Raw genomic sequence first — 17,713 nt, 5'->3', positions numbered from 1 at the left:
AGCTTTTCCGGGGCGCTCGACATGACGCACGGCGCAGGTGAAGGCGGGCGATCGGTGGCGCGCTGCGGTGCGCTGGCCCTGCGCGCCCGGCAAGCCTAAGCTTGCGCCCACGACGATGTGGCAATCCCTACCTGAGTTCGGGACCGGCGTCCTTTACGCCATTCTGGTGACCGCGGCGTATACGTTCGCCGTCGGGCTCGCGTCGGCGCGCGGGCGGCCGCGGCTGCTCCAGGCCGCGCGGCTCGGCGCGTACGGCACGATCGCGCTGGTCGGCCTCGCGGTGCTCGTGCTGGCGTACGCCTTCGTCAGCCACGATTTCCGGATCGCCTACGTCGCGCAGTACAGCGACCGCTCCATGAGCACGCCGTACCTCATCGCGGCGCTCTGGGGCGGGCAGGACGGCTCGCTGCTCTGGTGGATGTTCCTGACCGCGCTCTTCTCGGGCGCCTGCGTCGTCTGGCTGCAGCGCCGGTACCTGGAGCTCCAGCCCTACGTCATCGCGACGCTGATGAGCGTCCTGATCTTCTTCGCCGCGCTGATGATCTTCGCGGTGAACCCGTTCCGGACGAGCGTGGCGGGCGCCCCGCTCGACGGCAACGGGCTGAACTACCAGCTGCGCAACTTCTACATGATCATCCACCCGCCGAGCCTCTACATCGGCTTCACGAGCGCGGCGGTCCCGTTCGCGTTCGCGATCGCCGCGCTCGCCACGGGCCGGCTCGACAGCGAGTGGATCGTCGCGACGCGCAAGTGGATGCTCTTCTCCTGGCTGTTCCTCTCCATCGGCAACGTGCTCGGCATGCTGTGGGCTTACGAGGAGCTCGGCTGGGGCGGCCCGTGGGCCTGGGATCCGGTCGAGAACGCCGCGTTCCTCCCGTGGCTCACCGCGAGCGCCTACGTCCACTCGACGATGATCCAGGAGCGCCGCGGCATGCTGAAGGTGTGGAACGTCTCGCTCATCTGCGGGACGTTCTTCCTCACCATCTTCGGCACCTGGCTCACGCGGTCCGGCCTCATCGCGAGCGTCCACTCGTTCGCCCAGTCCGGCATCGGCATCTGGTTCGTCGGCTTCATGGCCGTGATCGTGGCCACGTGCACCGCGCTCATCGTCTACCGCCTGCCGCGGCTGCGCAGCGACGGGCAGTTCGAGTCGATGCTGTCGCGCGAGGCCGCGTTCCTCTTCAACAACTGGGGCCTCTTCAGCATCATGATCTTCATCGCGGTCGCGACGGTGTGGCCGCGCATCAGCGAGTGGCTGCTCGACCAGAAGTCGACGCTCGGGCCGACCTTCTACAACATGTGGCTGCCCCCGGTCGCGCTCGTGGTCTTCCTGCTCATGGGCGTCGCGCCGCTGCTCGGGTGGCGGAAGACGTCGCCGGAGCTCTTCCGGAAGAGCTTCCGCTGGCCGGTGCTGGTCACGGTCGTCACGGCGGCGCTCCACCTGACGCTCGGGAAGAGGGTGGGCTTCGCCCCGTTCGTCGCCGTGGACCCGATCTACCCCGGCCAGCTCGGCGACGCGCTCGCGAAGCTCGCGTCGACCTACCCCTTCTTCACGGTGGCCATCGCCGCGTTCAACATCGCCGTGGTCGTCCAGGAGTTCGCCCGCGGCATCGCGGCGCGGCAGAAGCGCGGGAAAGAGCCGCTCTTCACCTCCTTCTACAACCTGATCGCCAGGTCGCGGCGCCGCTACGGCGGCTACATCGTGCACGTCGGCATCTCGGTGATGTTCCTCGGGTTCGCCGGCCGCGCGTGGGGCGTCGACAAGGAGATAAGCCTCCACCCGGGCGAGTCCGTGCAGATCGAGGAGTACCGCCTCACCTACGCGGGCCCGCGCATGGAGGTCGACAGCGAGAAGCGGATGGTCTTCGCCGACCTCGACGTCGAGCGCCACGGCACGCCGATCGGCCGGATCAGCCCGGCGAAGTTCATCTACAAAGCGTCCCCGGAGGCGCCTTCGACCGAGGTCGCGCGGCACATCACCGTGAAGAACGACCTCTACGTGATCATCGGGATGGCGAACCCCCAGACGAAGGTCGCTTCGTTCCAGATGCACGTGAACAACCTGATCTCGTTCATGTGGTTCGGCGCGGGCATCCTCATCCTGGGGGCCCTCGTCGCGATGTGGCCCGACATCGCGCTCGAGGAGGCCGGCGCGTTCGGTTATGTGCGGGCGGCGGGGTCCGTCACCGCGTCGGTCGTGTTCGCCTTCCTGCTCGCCGGCGGCCCGTCGCAGGCCTACGGGCACCCCGTCCAGGAGGGGCTCGGGCGGCCTGTCTTGGTCGCGCCCGGCGCGGCGGACGGCGACGTCCGCGCCCCGGGCTCCGGCGCGTCGCTTGATTCCGGGCGGTCGCCCGCGATCGGTGCCATCCTCCCGACCGCTGCCGAATCGAGGCAGCCAGCGTTCGAATGAGCCGCACGCGAAGACTCATCCAAGGCATCACCCTCCTCGTCGCGGGCGCCCTCGCCCTCGTCGTCCTGCTGCGCTCGCCGGAGTTCGCCCACGGGCAGCAGCTCGGCGAGGGGATGCAGCGCTCCGGCGTCGTCGGCATCGCGAACGACATCGAGCGCAAGCTCTTCTGGAGCCTGATCTGCACGTGCGGCTGCCCGCGCGAGACCCTCGGGACGTGCACGTGCGGCACCGCGCACGAGCGCCGCGACCAGCTCCGCGCGGCGCTCGCGTCGGGGCTGTCGATCGAGGCCATCCAGGCCGCCTACGCCGAGCGCTACGGGGCGGAGGCGCTGGCCGTGCCGCCGAACAAGGGGAGCCAGCGGCTGCTCTACCTCCTCCCGCTCGGCGCCATCGTGGTCGGCGCGGGCATCGTCGTCGCGACGCTCCGCCGATGGAAGCGGCGCAGCGACGAGGCGGGCGCCGCCGGCCAGCAGCCATCCCCGAAGGGCGTTGTCCCCGGCGCCCGTGACGATTACGACGACAAGCTCGACGAGGAGCTCAAGAGCCTGGACCGCGAAGACCGCGAATGAGCGCCGAACAGCCCGCCAAAAGCGCCACCTCGGCCACGGCCGACGAGACCGTGACCCGGGGTACTGACTCGCCGCTGGAGCGGCAGATCGTGCACTACGCCCGCTTCGGGGCGCCGCTCGCGGCGCTCGTCGGCGCCGGCGTCGCGGGGCTCGTCGCCGGGCCACCCGCGGCGATCCTCGTGCTCGCGGGCGGCGCGCTCGTCGCCGTCATCGCCATCTTCTGGGCGAGCCTCCGCGTGCTGATCGGGGAGACGCCGCTGAGCGGCGCCGACGCGTACGCGATCGGCGCGCCGCGCGCGGAGGAGGAGCAGAAGCAGGCCGTCCTGCGCGCGCTCAAGGACCTCGAGTTCGAGCGGAGCGTCGGGAAGATCAGCGACGAGGACTACGCCGAGCTCGTCGCGAAGTACCGCGCCGAGGCGAAGCGGCTTCTCCGCCTGCTGGACGCCGACGCGCAGCCGCGGCGCGAGCAGGTCGCGGCGCTCGTGGCGAGGCACCTCCGGCGCGCCGGGCTCCAGGACGACGGCGCGCCCAGGGAGCCGGACGAGGCCGCGGCGACGGCGGAGCCCGCGGCGACGGCGGAACCCGCGGCGACGGCGGAGCCCGCGGCGACGGCGGAGCCCGCGGCGACGCAGGGCGTGGCGTGCGGGGAGTGCGGCACGCTGAACGACGAAGACGCGGTGTTTTGCAAGAAGTGCGGGACGAAGCGCGCGCTCGCCGCGCCTCAGGACGACCCGGCTGCGACGGACGACGCCGCGGCCACCGTCGATGAGGATGAGAACGACCGCAGGAGGGCCTCGTGATGCGCTGGACCGGGTGTACCGCGCTCGCCGCGATCGCCTCGCTGAGCATCACCGCCGCGCAGGCGGTGCAGGCGCAGCCGGCGGCGTCGGCGCAGCCCACGGCGGACAAGGCCGCTCCGGCGCAGCCCGCCGCGGGGGCGGCGGACGCGGGCGCGCCCGACGCTGCGAGCGAGCTTCCGCCGGGGCATCCCGAGGTGGGGCAGGGGCTGCCTTCGGGCCATCCGCCGGTGGGGAAGCCTCCCGCGGCAGATGCGGCCTCCCGGCGCGCCTCGGAGCAGCTGACGGGCCTGTTCGACGCGCCCGATGACACCGTCCAGGAAGACAGAGGGCTCCCGCCCGGCGTCCTCGTGCTCACCGTGCAGGACGCGGATGGGAACCCCGTCCCTCGCATCTCCGTCGACGTCGACATCGTGCAGAGCTCGGTGGCGAAGGGCGACTCGCGCGAGCGCATCAGCCGAGAGACGGACGACGCGGGCACCGTCCGGCTCGAGAACCTCGCGATCGCCGGCGGCACGAGCTACGGCATCTCGGTCAAGCGCGACGGCGGAACGTTCTCGATCCCGCATTTCGGGCTCAGCGCCGAGGCCGGGAAGCGGGCCGTGCTCCACATCTACGACGCCACGCCGAACGTGAGCGGCCTGATGGTCGGGACGCAGGGCATCGTCTACCTCCAGCTCAAGCAAGACTCGATCTCGGTGGAGCAGCTGTTCCAGGTCTTCAACCTCGGCCGCGTCGCCTGGCTGCCCAACGAGACGTTCGCGCTCCCGCGCGACTACAAGGCCTTCAACAAGACCGAAGGCATGGGCGAGGAGATGCGCTTCGACGAGGTCAAGGGCACCGGCGTGGCGCTGCGCGGCACCGTGAGCCCTGGCCGGCACGAAGGGCAGTTCCGCTGGCAGGTCCCGCTCCATAACGAAGAGCGCCAGACGATCCGCATCGAGCTGCCGCCGCGCATCGCCCAGATGCGGGTGATGGCCGAGGCGTCGAAGTCGATGACGCTGAACGTCGCCGGCTTCCCCGCGGCCCAGCGCACCCAGAACCGGGACGGGAAGAAGATCCTGATCACCGAGATGCAGGGCACCCGCACGGAGGGCGGGATGAAGGTCATCGAGATCACGCTCGGCGGTCTGCCCACGCCCGGCGTGGGCCGGTGGATCGCGCTGGTGCTGGCCGGCGCGACCGTGATCGGCGGGGCCGCGCTGAACCTGGTCCGGCGGCGCGACCAGGACCGCGGGCCCGACGACGAGGAGCGGCGGGAGCTGCTCGAGGCGCGGAACGCGCTCCTCGACGAGTTCGTCGAGCTCGAGCGCGCGCGGAAGCGGGGCGACGTCGGCCCGAAGACGTACGATCGCGTCCGTGCGGCGCTCCTCGACGCGCTCGCGCGCATCGTGGCCATGATCGAGGCCAGGCCGGCGCGCGGGAAGGCCGCTGGCGCGCGCGAGGCGGCCGGCGCGCTCAAGGCCGACGCCGCTGGATCGCCGCGCTCCTGAGGGGTGGCGGCGGCACCGGACGTCGGGCGGATGCCGCTGTGGAAGGCCGGCCTCGCCGCGGGCGCGGCCCTCCTGATCGGCGCCATCGTCGCGCTCGCGCTCCATCGCGCGGAGCCGCCGGCGCGCTGCGCGCCGGGGATGGTCGCGCTCGGCCCGAGGTGTTGCGGCGACGGCCAGCGCCTCGATGACGCCGGCCGCTGCGCAGGCGCGCCGAGGCGATGCAGCGCCGGCCTCACGGTGACCGCCGCTGGCTGTGTCGCGCCGGGCGCGGCCGTCCGCATCACCTCCGGGACGCTGCGCCTCGGGCCAAGCGACTGGGAGGCGCAGGGCATCGTCGACCCGCGCGCGGTCTTCGTCCCGGCGTTCTCGCTCGACGCGTTCGAGATCACCGAGCAGCGCTACGCCGCTTGCGTCGAGGCCGGCGCGTGCGCCCCGCTCCCGCTGCGCGGCGAGCCCGGCGTCCCCGTCACGGGCGTCACCCTGGCCGAGTCGGCTCGGTATTGCGCCTTCGCGGGCGGGGCGCTCCCCTCGCGCGATCAGCTCGCCTTCGCCGCGGCGGGCGACGCGGGCCGGCGGTACCCGTGGGGAGACACCGGCGCGGTCTGCCGGCGCGCCGCCTTTGGCCTGCGAGCGGGCCCGTGCGGCTGGGGCGCGACGGGCCCCGAGCTCGCCGGCTCGCGCCCCGACGGCGCCGCCGTGCACGCGGGCGGTCGGGTGTTCGATCTGGCCGGCAATGTTGCCGAGTGGGTGGCCGCTGATCCGCTCGAGGGCGAGCTCTCGGGAACTCACGGCGGATCCTGGACGGATGGGGCCGCGGCGGCGCTCCGCACCTGGAATCGTCGCCTTGTCCCGGTATCCACCCGAGCGCCGGATCTCGGCTTCCGGTGTGTCTATCCACCGTAGCGCTCGCAAGCGCGCCCCGCTCGGCGGCGGGCGGTCGGGTGGGGGAAGGGATGGCATGGGGAGACAAATGGCGTGAGGGGACAAACGGGGTAGGGGGACAAAACCACCCCGCTTTCCGACCGCAAAACAATCCGGAAACGCGCTCCGGCGGCGCCGGATGGAGTTAGAGTCCCAAGTCCCAATGGCTGTCGCGCTTCTCTCGATCGGGACCGAGCTCACCCGCGGCGAGATCATCAACACCAACGAGGCCTGGCTCGCTGCCGAGCTCACCGCAGCGGGCTTCACGGTCAGCGAATCCAGCACCGTCGACGATGACGTCGATCGCATCGTCGCCGCGGTCCGCCAGCTCGCGAGCGCGCACCGCCTGGTGATCGCCACCGGCGGCCTCGGCCCCACGACCGACGACCTCACCGCGAAGGCCGCGGCCCGTGCGATGGGCACCGACCTCGTGCGCGACGAGAGCACGCTGCTCGCCATTCGCCGGCGCGTCGAGAGCCGGGGCAAGACGATGAACGCGGGCCACGAGAAGCAGGCCGAGGTCCCCGCCGGGTCGGAGATCCTCCCGAACTCCTCCGGCAGCGCGCCCGGCTTCGGCATCCACCTGGGCGAGTCCACCGTGTTCTTCCTCCCGGGTGTGCCGCGGGAGATGAAGAGCATGTTCGCCGAGCAGGTGCTGCCGCGCGTGCGGCCGGCTGCGCCGAACAACACCTTTCAGGTCCGCCTCCGCACCTACGGTCTTCCCGAGTCCACGCTGGGCGAGCTCCTGAAGGGCGTGGAGGAGACCCATCCCGGCATCACGCTCGGCTACCGGGTGCACTACCCGGAGGTCGACCTGAAGGTCCACGCCCGCGCCGCCACGCAGTCGATGGCGCACGATCTGGCCTTGAAGGCGACGGCCGATGTCCGTGAGCGGCTCGGCACCGCCGTGTACGGGGAGGGGGGCGACGCCTTCCCGGAGATGGTCGGGCGTTCCGTGCGCGCCCGTGGCTGGAGGCTCGCCGTGTCGGAGTCGTGCACCGGCGGTCTGATCTCCCACCTGCTCACCAGTTATCCGGCGAGCGACTACCTGGTTGGCGCCGCGGTCACCTACGCGAACAGCGCCAAGACGCGGCTGCTCGGCGTCGCGGAGGACACCTTGCGTGGCCACGGCGCCGTATCGGCCGAGGTCGCCGCCGAGATGGCGCAGGGCGTCCGCCGCCTCTGCGAGGTCGACGTCGCCATCTCCGTGACGGGCATCGCCGGCCCGACGGGCGGCACGGCGACCAAGCCGGTGGGCCTCTGCTACTGGGCTGTGTCGCACCCCGGCGGCCTCGTCGTGCGCGACCGCGTGTTCTCGGGGGATCGCGAGGAGGTCCAGCTCGGCGCCGCCTACGCCGTCCTGGACCTCCTCCGCCGCATCGCCGGCAATCTCCCTGAGCGCTGACGCAGGCCGAGCGCTGACGCGGGCTGGCGAGCGTCAGTTCGGCGCTGCGCGCGTGAAGGTGAGCCCTCCGGCCCCGCGCTCGATCCGCACCGTGTCTCCCTGCTTGAACTCGCCGGCGAGGATCCGCTTCGCGAGCTCGTCCTCGATGCTCCGCTGGATGGCGCGCTTCAGCGGCCTCGCGCCGTACTGCGGATCCCACCCCTGCTCGATGAGGTAGCCCTTCGCCTCCGACGAGATGGTGAAGAGCAGCCCGCGTCGATCCAGGCGCTTTCGCAGCAGATCGAGCTGGATATCGACGATCTGCTCCATCTGCTCGCGCGCCAGCCGCCGGAACACGATGAGATCGTCGAGGCGATTCAAGAACTCCGGGCGGAAGTGCTTCCGCACCTCCTCGATGACGGCCCTCCTCACGAGCTCGGCCTTCTCGTCCGCCGGCAGGTTCGCTCGCTCCTCGATCGCCGCGGCCGCCGGCGTCCCGAGGTTCGACGTCAGGATGATGATCGTGTTCTTGAAATCGACCGTGTGCCCCTGGCCGTCGGTCAGGCGTCCGTCATCGAGCACCTGGAGGAGCGTGTTCCAGATGTCCGGGTGGGCCTTCTCGATCTCGTCGAACAGCACCACGCTGTAGGGCCGCCGGCGCACCGGCTCCGTGAGCTGGCCTCCCTCCTCGTAGCCGACGTACCCGGGCGGCGCGCCAATCAGCCGGGCCACCGCGTGGCGCTCCCCGTACTCGCTCATATCGAGCCGCACCATGGCCCGCTCGTCGTCGAAGAGGATCTCGGCGAGCGCGCGCGCGAGCTCGGTCTTGCCGACGCCGGTCGGCCCGAGGAACAGGAACGATCCGATCGGCCTGCGCTCGTCGCCGAGGCCGGCCCTCGAGCGCCGGATGGCGTTCGACACCGCGCGGAGCGCGTCCTCCTGACCGACGACGCGCCGGCGCAGCTCCTCCTCGAGGCGCAGCAGCTTCTGCATCTCGCTCTCGAGCATCTTGGAGACGGGGATCCCGGTCCATTTCGAGACGACCGCGGCGATGTCCTCGTCGGTGACCTCCTCCTTCAGGTAGCTCTGCTTCGACTGCACCTGGGAGAGGGTGGCGCGGATCGACTCGAGCTTCTTCTCGATCTCCGGGATCTTGCCGTAATGGATCTCCGCGGCGCGCCCGAGATCGCCGGCGCGCTTCAGCCGCTCCTCCTCGAGCCGGAGCTCCTCGATCTGCGGCTTGAGCCGGCGCAGCTCGGAGATCAGCTCCTTCTCGCGCATCCACTGCGCCCGCATCGCGTCGCGCTGCCCCTGGAGGTCGGCGATCTCGCGCCGCACCTCGTCGAGGCGGACCTTGCTCGCCTTGTCGCTCTCGCGCTTGAGCGCCTGCTCCTCCATCTGCAGCTTGAGCAGATCGCGCTCGACCTGATCGATCGGCGTGGGCAGGCTGTCGATCTCCATGCGGATCTTCGACGCCGCCTCGTCGACCAGATCGATCGCCTTGTCGGGCAAGAAGCGCTCGGTGATGTACCGGTTCGACAGGACGGCGGCCCCGACGAGCGCCGCGTCCTGGATGCGGATCCCGTGGTGGACCTCGTACTTCTCCTTGAGGCCTCGCAGGATGGCGATCGTGTCCTCGACGCTCGGCTGGGTGACGAGCACCTGCTGGAACCGCCGCTCCAGCGCCGCGTCCTTCTCGATCCGCTTGCGGTACTCGTCGAGCGTGGTCGCGCCGATGCACCGGAGCTCGCCGCGCGCGAGCGCCGGCTTCAGCATGTTGGCCGCGTCCATGGCGCCCTCGGCCGCGCCGGCGCCCACCAGCGTGTGGAGCTCGTCGATGAACAGGATGATGCGGCCGTTCGAGCCCTCGATCTCCTTGAGCACGGCCTTCAGCCGATCCTCGAACTCCCCGCGGAACTTCGAGCCTGCGACCATGGCCGCGAGATCGAGCGCCGCGATGGTCTTGTCCTTGAGCGACTCCGGCACGTCGCCCGCGACGATGCGCTGCGCGATGCCCTCGACGATCGCCGTCTTGCCGACGCCGGGCTCGCCGATGAGCACCGGATTGTTCTTGGTGCGCCGCGAGAGCACCTGGATGACGCGCCGGATCTCCTCGTCTCGGCCGATCACCGGATCGATCTTGCCCTGTCGAGCGAGCTTCGTGAGATCCCGTGTGTACTTCTCGAGCGCCTGGAACTTCCCCTCGGGGTCCCGGTCCGTCACGCGCTGATTGCCGCGCACGGCCGCGAGCGACGAGAGGAGCTTGTCGTACGAGAGCCCCGCTCGCTCGAAGATCGATTGGATCTCCTTGTCGGCCTTGATGCCGGCGAGCAGGACGTGCTCTGTCGAGATGTACTCGTCCTTGAGCGCCTTCGCCTCGTCTTCGGCCTTCTGCAGGACGGTGAGCGCGCGCCTCGACAGGTTCGGCTCGGCGCCGCCGCTGACGCGAGGATAGGTGTCGATCTTCGCGTCGAGGAGGCGCAGCACGCCCGCCGGATCGGCGCCTGCCTTCTGCACCAGAGGCGCGCCGACGCCGCCGTCCTGGCTGACGATCGCCCGCACAAGGTGCTCGGGATAGAGCTCGGGGTTTCCCCGACGACTGCCGAAATCGACAGCGTCTCGTATGGCCTCTTGGGCCTTCGTCGTCATTCGCTCGATTTTCATGGCCCCTCGAAGCTAAGGCGGGTGACCCGCCTAGCAAGGGGACAGCCAGGCAAGCGGCTTGCCAAAAATGCAGAAGGGCGCTGAAGGGCGCTGAAGGACGCTGAAGGGACGTCGAAGAGGCGCTGAAGGGGTGCCGAGCGAACAGGGCAGGTGAGCGATGCAGCGGCAGCGCCGTGTCAACCCCCGACCGTGCGCCTCGAGCGGGGAGCTCGACGCACCGCACGCCCGGGCGCGGAGCCGGGGCGCCGCGCCCCCGGGCGCAGGAGCCGCGCCGGGCGCGCAGGAGCCGCGCGCCGGCGACGGGGCGACGCGGGCTCAGATATCGAGGTTCTTCACGTTGAGCGCGTTCTGCTCGATGAAGTTGCGCCGCGGCTCGACCTGATCCCCCATCAGGATCGTGAAGAGCTCGTCCGTCTTCACCGCATCGTCGATGCGGACCTGGAGGAGAGTCCGAGCGTCCGGGTTCATCGTCGTCTCCCAGAGCTCGTCGGCGTTCATCTCGCCGAGGCCCTTGTAGCGGCTGATCGAGATGCCCTTCTTGCCGCGCTCCTCGATGTAATCGACGAGCGACTCTCCGTTCTCGATGGTCTCCTCGCCGCTCGAGGTGCGCGCCCGGTACGGGGGCGCGCCGATGGACCGGAGGTCCTGCTCGATCGACCAGGCTTCCTGGTACTCCGGCGAGTTCACGAGATCCCAGTCGATGACGCTCTTTCGCGCGCTCGCGCCCGGGCGCGGCACGACCTCGATCCGGCTCGTCCCGTGCTCCGTGTCCCGCGGCGTCGACAGCGTGAGCGGGAACAGGTCCGGATAGCGCTGCTTCAGGTAGGCGCGGAGCTCGTCGGCGGCCGCGGCGACCTTCTTGGTCTCGCGCAGGTCGTCGCGCCCGAGCCCGCTGGACCGCAGCAGCGCCGCCACGATCCGCGCGTCACAGCGCTTGTCGATGTTGGAGAGCACGGCGCGGAACCGCTTCAGCCGCTGCGCCAGCCGGTAGAGCGGCTGGCCCGCGATGCCCGACTGGGCGCCGCTGGCGACGATCTCGAGCCCGTCCACGGCGTTGCCCACGAGGAACTCGTCCAGGGCGCCCTGGTCCTTCAGGTACAGGTCCCGCTTGCCCTTGCGCACGCGGTAGAGCGGCGGCTGCGCGATGAACAGGTACCCCTTCTCCATGATCTCCGGCATCTGCCGGAAGAAGAAGGTCAGCAGCAGCGTGCGGATGTGGGAGCCGTCGACGTCGGCGTCCGTCATCAGGATGATCTTCTGGTAGCGGAGCTTGTCGATCTCGAAGCCGCCGGCGTCGTTGATCCCGCAGCCGAGGGCGGTGATCAGCGTGCCGACCTCGGCGGAGCTCAGCATGCGGTCGAGCCGCGCACGCTCGACGTTCAGGATCTTCCCCTTCAGCGGGAGGATCGCCTGGAAGTGCCGGTCGCGCCCCATCTTGGCGCTGCCGCCGGCGCTCTCGCCCTCGACGATGTAGATCTCGCTCTTCTCCGGGTCCTTGGACTGGCAGTCGGCGAGCTTGCCGGAGAGCGAGGTCACGTCGAGCGAGCCCTTGCGGATCACCTCGCGGGCCTTGCGGGCCGCCTCGCGCGCCTTCGCCGCGACGACCGCCTTCTCGATGATCTTCTTCGCGCTCTGGGGGTTCTCCTCGAAGTACTGCCCGAGCTTGTCGCTGACGGCGGCCTCGACGATGCCCTTGACCTCGCTCGACACGAGCTTGGATTTCGTCTGCGAGTCGAACGACGGGTCCGGGTGCTTGATGCTGAGCACGCACGTCAGGCCCTCACGCGCGTCCTCGCCCTGCAGGCCCTGCTTCAGCTCCTTGAAGAGGTTGTGCGCGCTCCCGTAGTTGTTGATCGTCTTCGTGAGCGCGGCGCGGAGCCCGGTGAGGTGGGTGCCGCCATCCTTGTTGTGGACGTTGTTCGTGTAACAGAAGATGGCTTCCGTATAGGAGCCATTCCACTGCAGCGCGACCTCCACGCCGACCGGCGGAGTCGCGGCGCTGCCGCGGCCGTTCGCGCCGTCGCCTGCGGCGCCGACCTCGTGCTGCGACACGAAGCTGATCACGTCGTCGTGAATCGGCTCCTTGGTCTTGTTGAGCAGCGACACGAACTCGGAGATGCCCCCCTTGTACTCGTAGATCTCCGCTCTCCCGTCGGGGCGCTGGTCGTGGAGGTGGATGATGAGCCCGGCGTTCAGGAACGCGAGCTCGCGCAGGCGGCTCGCGAGCACGTCGAAGCTGAACTCGACCGTGCTGAAGACGACCGGATCGGGCTTGAAGGTGAGCTTCGTCCCCGTCTTGTCCGTCACGCCGATCCCCTTGAGCGGCGCCTTCGGCACGCCCCGGGCGTACTCCTGAAACCAGAGCTTCCCTTCGCGCTTGATCTCGAGCTTCAGCCACTCGGAGACGGCGTTCACGGCGCTCACGCCGACGCCGTGCAAGCCCGCAGAGACCTTGTAGCTGGAGTTGTCGAACTTGCCGCCGGCGTGGAGGACGGTCATGACGACCTCTGCCGCGCTCACGCCCTTGGCGTGCATTCCGACCGGGATCCCGCGGCCGTTGTCCTCGATCGACACCGAGCCGTCGAAGTGGACGGTGACCCTGATCTCCGTGCAGGCGCCGGCGAGGTGCTCGTCGACCGCGTTGTCGACGGCCTCCCAGACCAGGTGGTGGAGCCCCGATCCGTCGTGCACATCGCCGATGTACATGCCGGGTCGCTTTCGCACCGCTTCAAGGCCTTCGAGCGCCGTGATGCTGTGGGCGTCATACGACGCCTTGGTGAGGTCGGTCGGCTGGCTCAGGGTGGGTTCCGTCATCTCGGTCCTGGTGGCGCGCCCGCCGCCTCTCACCGGGGGCGCAGAGCGGCGGAGGCCGCTCGGATTGCCGGAGTTCTTGCAGTGGAGGGGCCGGCTCGATGGCAGCTCGTCTGGTGAGACCCGGGCGCCGCGGCCGCGGCGCCGGATCGATTCCGGGGCCATGAGCGTTCACGCGCGGACCGCTCGTCGATGCCCCGTAAAGACTGCGGAAATGTAGCCGAAATCAGGGGCTCGGGCAAGCGTTTCGCCGGGTCCGGAAGGCTCGTAACACCGTATTTTCGGCGCCCGTCGCGGGCGCGTCCGGAGCATCCCAACTCGCGCGCTCCGGGGCCGGGATCAACGCGTTTGACGGCGGTCGCGGCGCGGTCGGCGGACGTTCGTCCATCGCGAGCGCCGCGCGCCGCAGCGTCCGGCAGCCGGCGCGCCCGCGACGAATGTCAGCCGACCGCGCCGCCTTCGACGTGGAAATCGCGCCGCTCCGAGGAAGGTACGCCCGGCGTGACGATGAGATCGCGCCGCGTGGTCGTCAGGAATACCTGTCCGCGCGCCATTCCGAGGAACATGAACAGCGCCGCGGTCCGGTCGGGATCGAGCTCGCTCGACACGTCGTCGAGCAAAAGGATGGGCTCTACGCCCCGGACGGAAGCGATGGCGGCGGTTTCTGCCGCTTTGAGCGCGAGCGTGAGGGCCCTGTGCTGGCCCTGGGAGGCGACCACGCGGGCGGGGTGGCCGTCGAGCTCGAGCAGCAGGTCGTCTCGGTGGGGGCCGTAGCCCGCGCTCGGCCGGTGCGCGTCGCGGCGGCGCTGCTCGCGCAAGGCCTCGCGCGCCTGCTCGGCGTCGCCGCCGCCGCCCGGCGCGTACCGCGCGGCCAGCGTCAGGTCGGGCGCGGCGATGCGGGCGAAGGCGTGCGTGAGCTCCGGCGCCAGCGCCTGGACGGCGGCCTCGCGGGCGCGGGTCAGCGCCGCGCCATGGAGGGCGCAGAGCGCCTCGAATGCGTCGAGCTCGGCGCTCGCCTGGGCCTGCGCGCCCCCGCCGCGGTGGAGCAGCTCGTGGCGCGCGCGGAGCGCCTGCGCGTAGCGGGCCCGGTGGTCGGCGCTCTGCGGGTCCATGAAGAGCGCCAGGCGATCGAGCAGCGTGCGCCGCGCGCTCGCGGGCCCGGTGGACAGCGCGAGCTCCTCCGCGTGGAAGGCGACGACCGGCGATCGCGTCGCGAAGCTCGCCAGGCTCGGGGGCCGGTTGCCGTCGATGCGCACGACGCACCGCTTGTGCTCCACGGCGGCCGTCTGCTCGCGCGCGAGCGGCTGCAGCGCGTCCCGGCGCTCCACGAAGCGCGCCCGCGCGCTCGCGATGGGGGCGCCGTGGCGGACCAGCTCGGCCAGCCGGTGGGTGCGGAAGCTCCTCGAGGTCGCGGCGAAGTAGATCGCCTCGAGCAGGCTCGTCTTGCCCTGCCCGTTGTTGCCTGCGATCACGTTGATGCGGGGCGCGGGCTCGACGTCGACGCGGCCGAGGTTCCGGAACTCGCGGATGTGGAGCCGCTCGAGGAGGAGGCTCGGGGAGGACCCCTCGGGCTCGTCGGAGGGCGCGCTCAAATCCGCATCGGCATGATGACGGCGACGTAGCTCTGCTGGTTCGACTCGCTACCGGGTCGGATCACGGCGGGGTCGAGCTCGCCGGAGATGCCGAGGATGACCTCCTCGTCGTCGATCGAGGCGAGCACGTCGAGGAAGTACTTCGCGTTGAAGCCGATGGTGACCTCGGGTCCGCTGTAGTCGACGGCCACCTCGTCGAAGCCGGCGCCGGTGTCGGGGCTCTCGCTGGTGATCCGGAGCGTCCCCGGCGCGATCGACAGCTTGACGCCGCCGGTGCGGTCGTTGGCGGCGAGCGCGATGGCGCGCAGGGCCTCGGCGAACGCCACGCGGGGGGCGCGGACCGAGCGCTCGGTGACGGACGGGATGACCTGCTGGTAGGGCGGGAACTGCGCGTCGACGAGCTTCACCGAGAACTGCATCCCGGCGATGTTGAAGAAGGCGTTCGGCCCGCTCTGGGTGATGGCGACCATCGGGGTCTCCTTCTCGGCGCGCGCCTCCTCGGCGAGGCGGCGGAGCTCCGTGATCGCCTTGAGCGGGATGAGCATGGTGGCCGTCGCGGAGCTCCCCGACACGGTCGCCTCCATCTTGGAGAGGCGATGGCCGTCGGTGGTCACCATCCTGACCCGATCGCCGGCCCACTCGAACAGGGCGCTGTTCACGTGGGCGCGGGTCTCGTCGGTGGAGATCGAGAAGTGGGTCCGGGTGATCAGGAGCGCGAGCTGCTCGACGGGGAGCTCCAGCGAGGGCGCGTCCACGGCCGGGGCGGGCAGCTGCGGGAACTCCGAGCCGGGGAGCCCGGGGAGCGTGTAGCGCCGGGGTGATCCCACGGCCTTGAGCGACGTGTGCGCGCCCTCGGTGGTGGTGATCTGGATCGGGCCATCGGGCATGGCCTTCACGCGCTCCAGCAGGTCCCTGGCCGGGACGGCGACGGTGCCGCCGGTCTTGATGTCCGCGTGGGTCTGGCCGGTGACGCCGAGGTACAGGTCGGTCGCGGCGACGCGGACCGCGTTGCCCTCGGCGGCGAGCAGGACGTTGGCGAGCGCGGGCATCGCGCTCTTCTTGTCCGCCACGCCTTGGCAGCGCGCGACGAGGCGAAGCAGATCTTTCTTGGGGATCACAAGGTCCATAGCCGACTCCGGAGCTGCTCCCTTTAGCAGGGTTATCGCCCGGGGGTGCGCTGGAAATGAGCGCTCGCGTGACCTTGCGCAACGCCTCTTCTTTCCATGAAATAGATAGATAAAGACATCGTCTTCGTCGTAGGCGCTGTGGAGGGCGGGGATAACTCAGAATGCGCAACGAATCCAATGAGTTAGAAGCGGACGCCCTGGGGTAAATGGACCGTCCTCAGGGGTAGGTGGACAGGGGAGAGCTGGCGGATGGCCGATCTCCCCCGGTTTGCCCCCAGGGTTGCCGGCGGGGTTATCCCCAAGGATCCCCCAGGGGGCGTGCGGGGTGATGTGGAACCGAGCGTTGCCTGCGTGCTCTTCCCCGATACGCTGTGCAGTTTCGAGCAGCACCTGGATGGAGGTTTTCAAATTGTACGGACTTGAGTTCGGTGCGCTGCATCCACTGCGGTAGCCACCACGATCTCGCGGTGGTCGTATGTCCCGCGACCGGGCTGGTCGTGGCTCCGAGCGATCCGCCGTCCTCCCGCGCGGGCGCTCGCGCTGGCGTGGCTCCGTTGCAGCCGATCCATCGGCCACCGGCGCATCCTCCGTCGAGGGTGGCGCCGCCGCTGCTGAGGTGGCCGGCGGGCATGGCGCCGAGCTCATCGGTGCGCGGCGCGCTGGCGCCAGGCGCGGAGCAGCGGGCCTCCGCGTCACGCGCTCCGTCGTCTGCCGTGGCGGGCTCGCGGACGCCGCCGTGGCCCGGGAGCCGCGGCGTGAGCCCGACCTCTTCCGGGCGCTCGCTGCTCGGCCACGTGATCGGCGACAAGTACGCGGTCACCGCCATCATCGGGGAGGGCGGCATGGGCGCGGTGTACGAGGCGGAGCACCTCCAGATCGGGCGGCTGGTCGCTGTCAAGGTGATGCATCCGCGGGAGACCCAGAAGCGCGAGGCCATCTCGAGGCTGGAGCACGAGGCGCGGGTCGCCGGGCGGATCGGTCATCCCAACATCTGCGAAGTGTACGACATGGGGTGGCTCCCTGACGGCAGCCCCTACCTCGTCATGGAACGTCTCCACGGGGAGACGCTGGCGCAGCGGATCGAGCGCTGTGGTGTCGTTCCGCCGAACGAGCTCGTCGACATCATGCTTCAGGTGCTCTCGGCGCTGGTGACGGCACATGATCGCGGGGTCGTCCACCGTGATCTGAAGCCAGAGAACATCTTCCTCTCGGAGCGCGCCGGCATGTTGCCGGTGGCCAAGCTGCTCGATTTCGGCATCTCCCAGGCCTCGGGCATGGATGGGTCGGTGGTGGATCCGATCCGCACCGGCATGGTGATGGGCACGCCGTACTACATGGCGCCCGAGCAGGCACGGGGGGACGTGGAGCTTGACCGCCGGCTCGATCTGTGGGCTGCGGGCGTGATCCTGTACGAGGCGCTGACGGGCCAGCGCCCGTTCGTGGCCCGCAATCACAATGCGTTGCTCGTCCAGATCCTCACGCTGTGGCACCGGCCGGTGACGGAGCTCGATCCGACGATTCCGCCCGGCCTCTCGCGCCTCGTGGATCGCGCCCTGGCGAAGGCGCGGGATGAACGATTCCAGAGCGCGCGGGAGTTCCTGGAAGGGCTGCGGCGATTCAAGAACCAGGTGCCTGTGGCACAGAAGCGCCGACTGGAGCGCGCTGCCGTTCAGCAGGTCGTCGACGAACGGTCCGGCGGCGGCGCTGCGCGTAGACCGAGCGAGCCGGTCGCGGAGACGGATGACGGGCAGCCTCGGGACGATGAGTCGGAAGATCGACCGACGATTCCGTCATTGAGCCCGCTCGAAGCGGAAGCGGAGCTCTCCGACGATTCCGAGGCGACTGTCGTTGATCCGCCAGCGTTCCCGGAGGACATCACCACGGTCGTCCAGGGCGAAGGTCGCGCTCGAGGCGGCGACAAGGGCTGACGGGAACGCGAGCGCAG

General features: G+C 70.3%; 11 protein-coding genes. 7 read left to right on the top strand and 4 right to left on the bottom strand.

What is annotated here, in order from left to right; translation table 11 throughout:
- The first annotated feature begins 115 nt into the window (after positions 1 to 115).
- The 6 genes from WMF34_RS41525 to WMF34_RS41500 all read left to right on the top strand — a co-directional run bounded on the left by WMF34_RS41525 (position 116) and on the right by WMF34_RS41500 (position 7,595).
- Positions 116 to 2,410 (top strand): heme lyase CcmF/NrfE family subunit, encoded by a 2,295-nt coding sequence (locus WMF34_RS41525; RefSeq protein ID WP_044967077.1) that lies wholly within the window; start codon positions 116 to 118, stop codon positions 2,408 to 2,410.
- Complete coding sequence (locus tag WMF34_RS41520; RefSeq protein WP_012240781.1) at positions 2,407 to 2,979, top strand: cytochrome c-type biogenesis protein; 573 nt, start codon at positions 2,407 to 2,409, stop codon at positions 2,977 to 2,979. The genes WMF34_RS41525 and WMF34_RS41520 overlap by 4 nt, the downstream gene beginning before the upstream one ends.
- Complete coding sequence (locus tag WMF34_RS41515; protein ID WP_437991239.1) at positions 2,976 to 3,779, top strand: hypothetical protein; 804 nt, start codon at positions 2,976 to 2,978, stop codon at positions 3,777 to 3,779. Before WMF34_RS41520 ends, WMF34_RS41515 begins: the two co-directional genes overlap by 4 nt.
- On the top strand, positions 3,776 to 5,269 hold the full coding sequence (locus WMF34_RS41510; RefSeq protein WP_157907281.1) for a hypothetical protein: 1,494 nt from the start codon (positions 3,776 to 3,778) through the stop codon (positions 5,267 to 5,269). The genes WMF34_RS41515 and WMF34_RS41510 overlap by 4 nt, the downstream gene beginning before the upstream one ends.
- Before the next feature lie 30 nt (positions 5,270 to 5,299).
- Positions 5,300 to 6,172 carry a formylglycine-generating enzyme family protein gene (locus tag WMF34_RS41505; RefSeq protein ID WP_437991238.1) on the top strand — a complete coding sequence of 291 codons (873 nt, stop codon included), beginning with the start codon at positions 5,300 to 5,302 and terminating at the stop codon, positions 6,170 to 6,172.
- Positions 6,173 to 6,353: 181 nt separating this feature from the next.
- The gene (locus WMF34_RS41500) at positions 6,354 to 7,595 is read left to right on the top strand and encodes a CinA family nicotinamide mononucleotide deamidase-related protein (RefSeq protein WP_437991237.1); all 1,242 of its coding nucleotides are present in this window, start codon (positions 6,354 to 6,356) and stop codon (positions 7,593 to 7,595) included.
- Positions 7,596 to 7,628: 33 nt separating this feature from the next.
- On the opposite strand, the gene clpB is transcribed toward WMF34_RS41500, so the two are convergent.
- The 4 genes from clpB to dnaN all read right to left on the bottom strand — a co-directional run bounded on the left by clpB (position 7,629) and on the right by dnaN (position 15,768).
- Positions 7,629 to 10,238, bottom strand: a complete 2,610-nt coding sequence (gene clpB / locus WMF34_RS41495) for an ATP-dependent chaperone ClpB (RefSeq protein ID WP_012240776.1) — start codon at positions 10,236 to 10,238, stop codon at positions 7,629 to 7,631.
- Between the two features lie 315 nt (positions 10,239 to 10,553).
- Entirely contained in the window at positions 10,554 to 13,052 is a 2,499-nt protein-coding gene (gene gyrB / locus WMF34_RS41490; protein ID WP_012240775.1) for a DNA topoisomerase (ATP-hydrolyzing) subunit B, read from the bottom strand.
- 437 nt (positions 13,053 to 13,489) lie between these two features.
- A complete protein-coding gene (gene recF / locus WMF34_RS41485) occupies positions 13,490 to 14,641 on the bottom strand; it encodes a DNA replication/repair protein RecF (RefSeq protein WP_437991236.1) in 1,152 nt (383 codons plus the stop codon).
- Positions 14,638 to 15,768: a DNA polymerase III subunit beta gene (gene dnaN / locus WMF34_RS41480; protein ID WP_012240773.1), complete on the bottom strand. Its 1,131-nt coding sequence runs from the start codon at positions 15,766 to 15,768 to the stop codon at positions 14,638 to 14,640. The genes recF and dnaN overlap by 4 nt, the downstream gene beginning before the upstream one ends.
- Before the next feature lie 755 nt (positions 15,769 to 16,523).
- Here dnaN and WMF34_RS41475 point away from each other — a divergent pair.
- Positions 16,524 to 17,696 (top strand): serine/threonine-protein kinase, encoded by a 1,173-nt coding sequence (locus tag WMF34_RS41475; RefSeq protein WP_437991235.1) that lies wholly within the window; start codon positions 16,524 to 16,526, stop codon positions 17,694 to 17,696.
- Positions 17,697 to 17,713 lie beyond the last annotated feature (17 nt).

This window comes from Sorangium sp. So ce145, assembly GCF_051525985.1.
Taxonomy (GTDB): domain Bacteria; phylum Myxococcota_A; class Polyangia; order Polyangiales; family Polyangiaceae; genus Sorangium; species Sorangium cellulosum_B.
Note: the sequence above shows the minus strand (reverse complement) of the source record. Positions and strands in the feature narration are given on the sequence as shown.